This is a genomic window from Lutibacter citreus (genome assembly GCF_003260195.1).
Lineage (GTDB): Bacteria > Bacteroidota > Bacteroidia > Flavobacteriales > Flavobacteriaceae > Lutibacter > Lutibacter citreus.
Genome location: NZ_QEIH01000028.1, coordinates 1 through 2,245 on the forward strand (window position 1 = coordinate 1; position 2,245 = coordinate 2,245).

Sequence of the window (2,245 nt, forward strand, 5' to 3'; positions counted from 1 at the left end):
TTATCATTGGGCGTTAGGTTATCAGTTAACCTAACTATTGACTGCATAATAAGAGCCGTATGAATTGAGAGGTTCACGTACGGTTCTGTGAGAAGTTTGGGGTGAAATCCCCCTTACTTACTCAACTGTAAAACGTTTTTTCTCACTACTTATGTACAATTTGACCTTTTATTGGCTCCCCTTTTTCTATAAATACATCATCTGCGAAATAATTTAAAAATTGCATTGGAAGTCCAATTCCGTTTCCACTTCCTTCCTCATAATTGGGCGTTGTCTGCATATGATAATGTAAATGTGGACCAGTAGAACGCCCACTATTTCCTAATTTTCCTACTTCTTGACCTTTCTGTACCGTATCTCCTAATGCCACTATTATAGAATTTTTTTGAAAATGAGCTAAAAAAGAAAACTCTCCGTTCAAATGGTCTATTGTTATAAAATTACCAAGAGGTTGATCGGTATTAAAATCTCCAACAACTGCATTGTCATCAATATTATTCATTAGAGCAATAACTTTCCCATCTCCAGGCGCATTTACACGTTCCCCAAAACTATAATAATCTTCATTATTAGTTCCGTCTCCAGTAAAACCTACACCATTTACTTTTTGACCAAAATCCACTCCATATCTTGCCTCACGATTTGAGAAATGATTATTTTCTAAACCTGTTCTACCACCTTGGTTTATAGTCCATTCAATATTAGTTTCCATTTCATTTTCAAATGGCAATTCTAATTCCGTTTGCGATTGATAATTTAAAAAAATGTCTTCATCAAGTTCTCCTTTATCGCCAATTAAAGTATCAGTACAAGATATTGATAATAAGATAAGTGAAGAGAAAAAGATATATATGTTTAATCTTTTATGTTTAATCATTAGTTTAAAATTTATATATTATTCCAAGGTTAATTTGATGCTGTAATTCTCTGTAAGCACTCGGTATTTGAAGCCTATTGTACATAAAATCATAGGTCATTTTTAAATCGAAATATTCCGATAACACATAACCATATTTTAAATTCCACAAAATACTTTGATATTTATTAAGTGATTTAATTGTTCCGCCATTTCCAGTAGCTCTAAACAAAACAAAAGGAATAGTCAATTTTGACGTGAGATATTGTTTTTCATTTATTTTATAACTGAATCGACTTGCTACACCAAAAATTTGATGAGCAGAAAAATAGTCCGTATTATTATAAAGAAAAGAAACATTTGATTGTGTTTGTAATCCTAAATGTATGGAAAGTGAATTTTTATTATGAATTTGTTTTAAATACGAGAAACTCAAATCTGCTCTTAAATATTCTGCGTTTAAACTCGGTATTCTTTCACTTTTTAATGCTGTTCTGTCAAAAAAGTCTAATTCTATTTCAAATATATTTTGTCTTTTACTTGTTCGTTCATAGTTTAACTTATAGATAACGTCATTATAATCGTATTGAGATATTGGGGCAAATTCTAAATTTTTTAAAGAACCTGAATTGTAACCTATTGAAAATTCAAGTTGATTCTTTTTTTCTGTAGTTTGAGAATATCCAATCGAAAAAAATAGAACCAAAATGACTGTGGTTAAAGTTTGTTTTATTTTCATATAGAATTTCTAAAATTTTAGTCCTAAATTTAAATCTAAAGGAAATCCAATAGTCAAATTTCCAGTAAAATTGTTTTTAAATTCATATTCCGTTCCTGTCGAGATATAGGACTTTGAAGGTCGTTCAAGATTTAAGTCTGGAAAATTTATATAGATAACTTTTCTTGATTGTATGCTTAAAAATGTAGACCATTCATTTGAAATGTTGTATTTCATCAAAATCGGAACTTCTAAAGTAACAAAATCAAGATTTTTTCTAACTGAAAGACCATTTTGAACCGTCAAATTATTTGATAGCGAAATGTTATTAAACAAACTAACTTTGAAGAGATTATCTTTAATTTCGAATTGCGATTCTTCTTGAGCTGAAGCAAAGGCAGTAAAAAAACATAGAATTATTATTAAGTTTTTCATAGTGTTATTGAATGCAGAGTGTTTTTTTTAAATGTTTTACAACGTGTTTATATATGGTTTGTTGCGTGGTTTAAGCACCTAATTTAGTAAATAATTACTGACAAAGAAAATAGACTGCACCCCAAAGTTTAGACAAATTTATAATTAATTTTGATAATAATGAGTTCGATATTGAATCGGACTCATTCCTTTTAAATTTAGTTTAATTCTTTCATTATTATAATATTTTATATACT

Annotated in this window: 4 protein-coding genes; all 4 read right to left on the reverse strand. The window is 29.0% G+C overall.

The annotated features are described in order from the left end of the window. Positions 1-145: 145 nt before the first annotated feature. The gene (locus tag DAD81_RS20585) at positions 146-877 is read right to left on the reverse strand and encodes a M23 family metallopeptidase (RefSeq protein WP_111710363.1); all 732 of its coding nucleotides are present in this window, start codon (positions 875-877) and stop codon (positions 146-148) included. 4 nt (positions 878-881) lie between these two features. After that, positions 882-1,595, reverse strand: a complete 714-nt coding sequence (locus tag DAD81_RS20590) for a hypothetical protein (protein WP_111710365.1) — start codon at positions 1,593-1,595, stop codon at positions 882-884. Positions 1,596-1,604: 9 nt separating this feature from the next. Next, on the reverse strand, positions 1,605-2,009 hold the full coding sequence (locus DAD81_RS20595; RefSeq protein WP_111710367.1) for a hypothetical protein: 405 nt from the start codon (positions 2,007-2,009) through the stop codon (positions 1,605-1,607). A gap of 144 nt (positions 2,010-2,153) precedes the next feature. Next, the coding region (locus DAD81_RS20600) for an IS3 family transposase (protein WP_157961213.1) at positions 2,154-2,245 on the reverse strand (92 nt) is incomplete at its 5' end.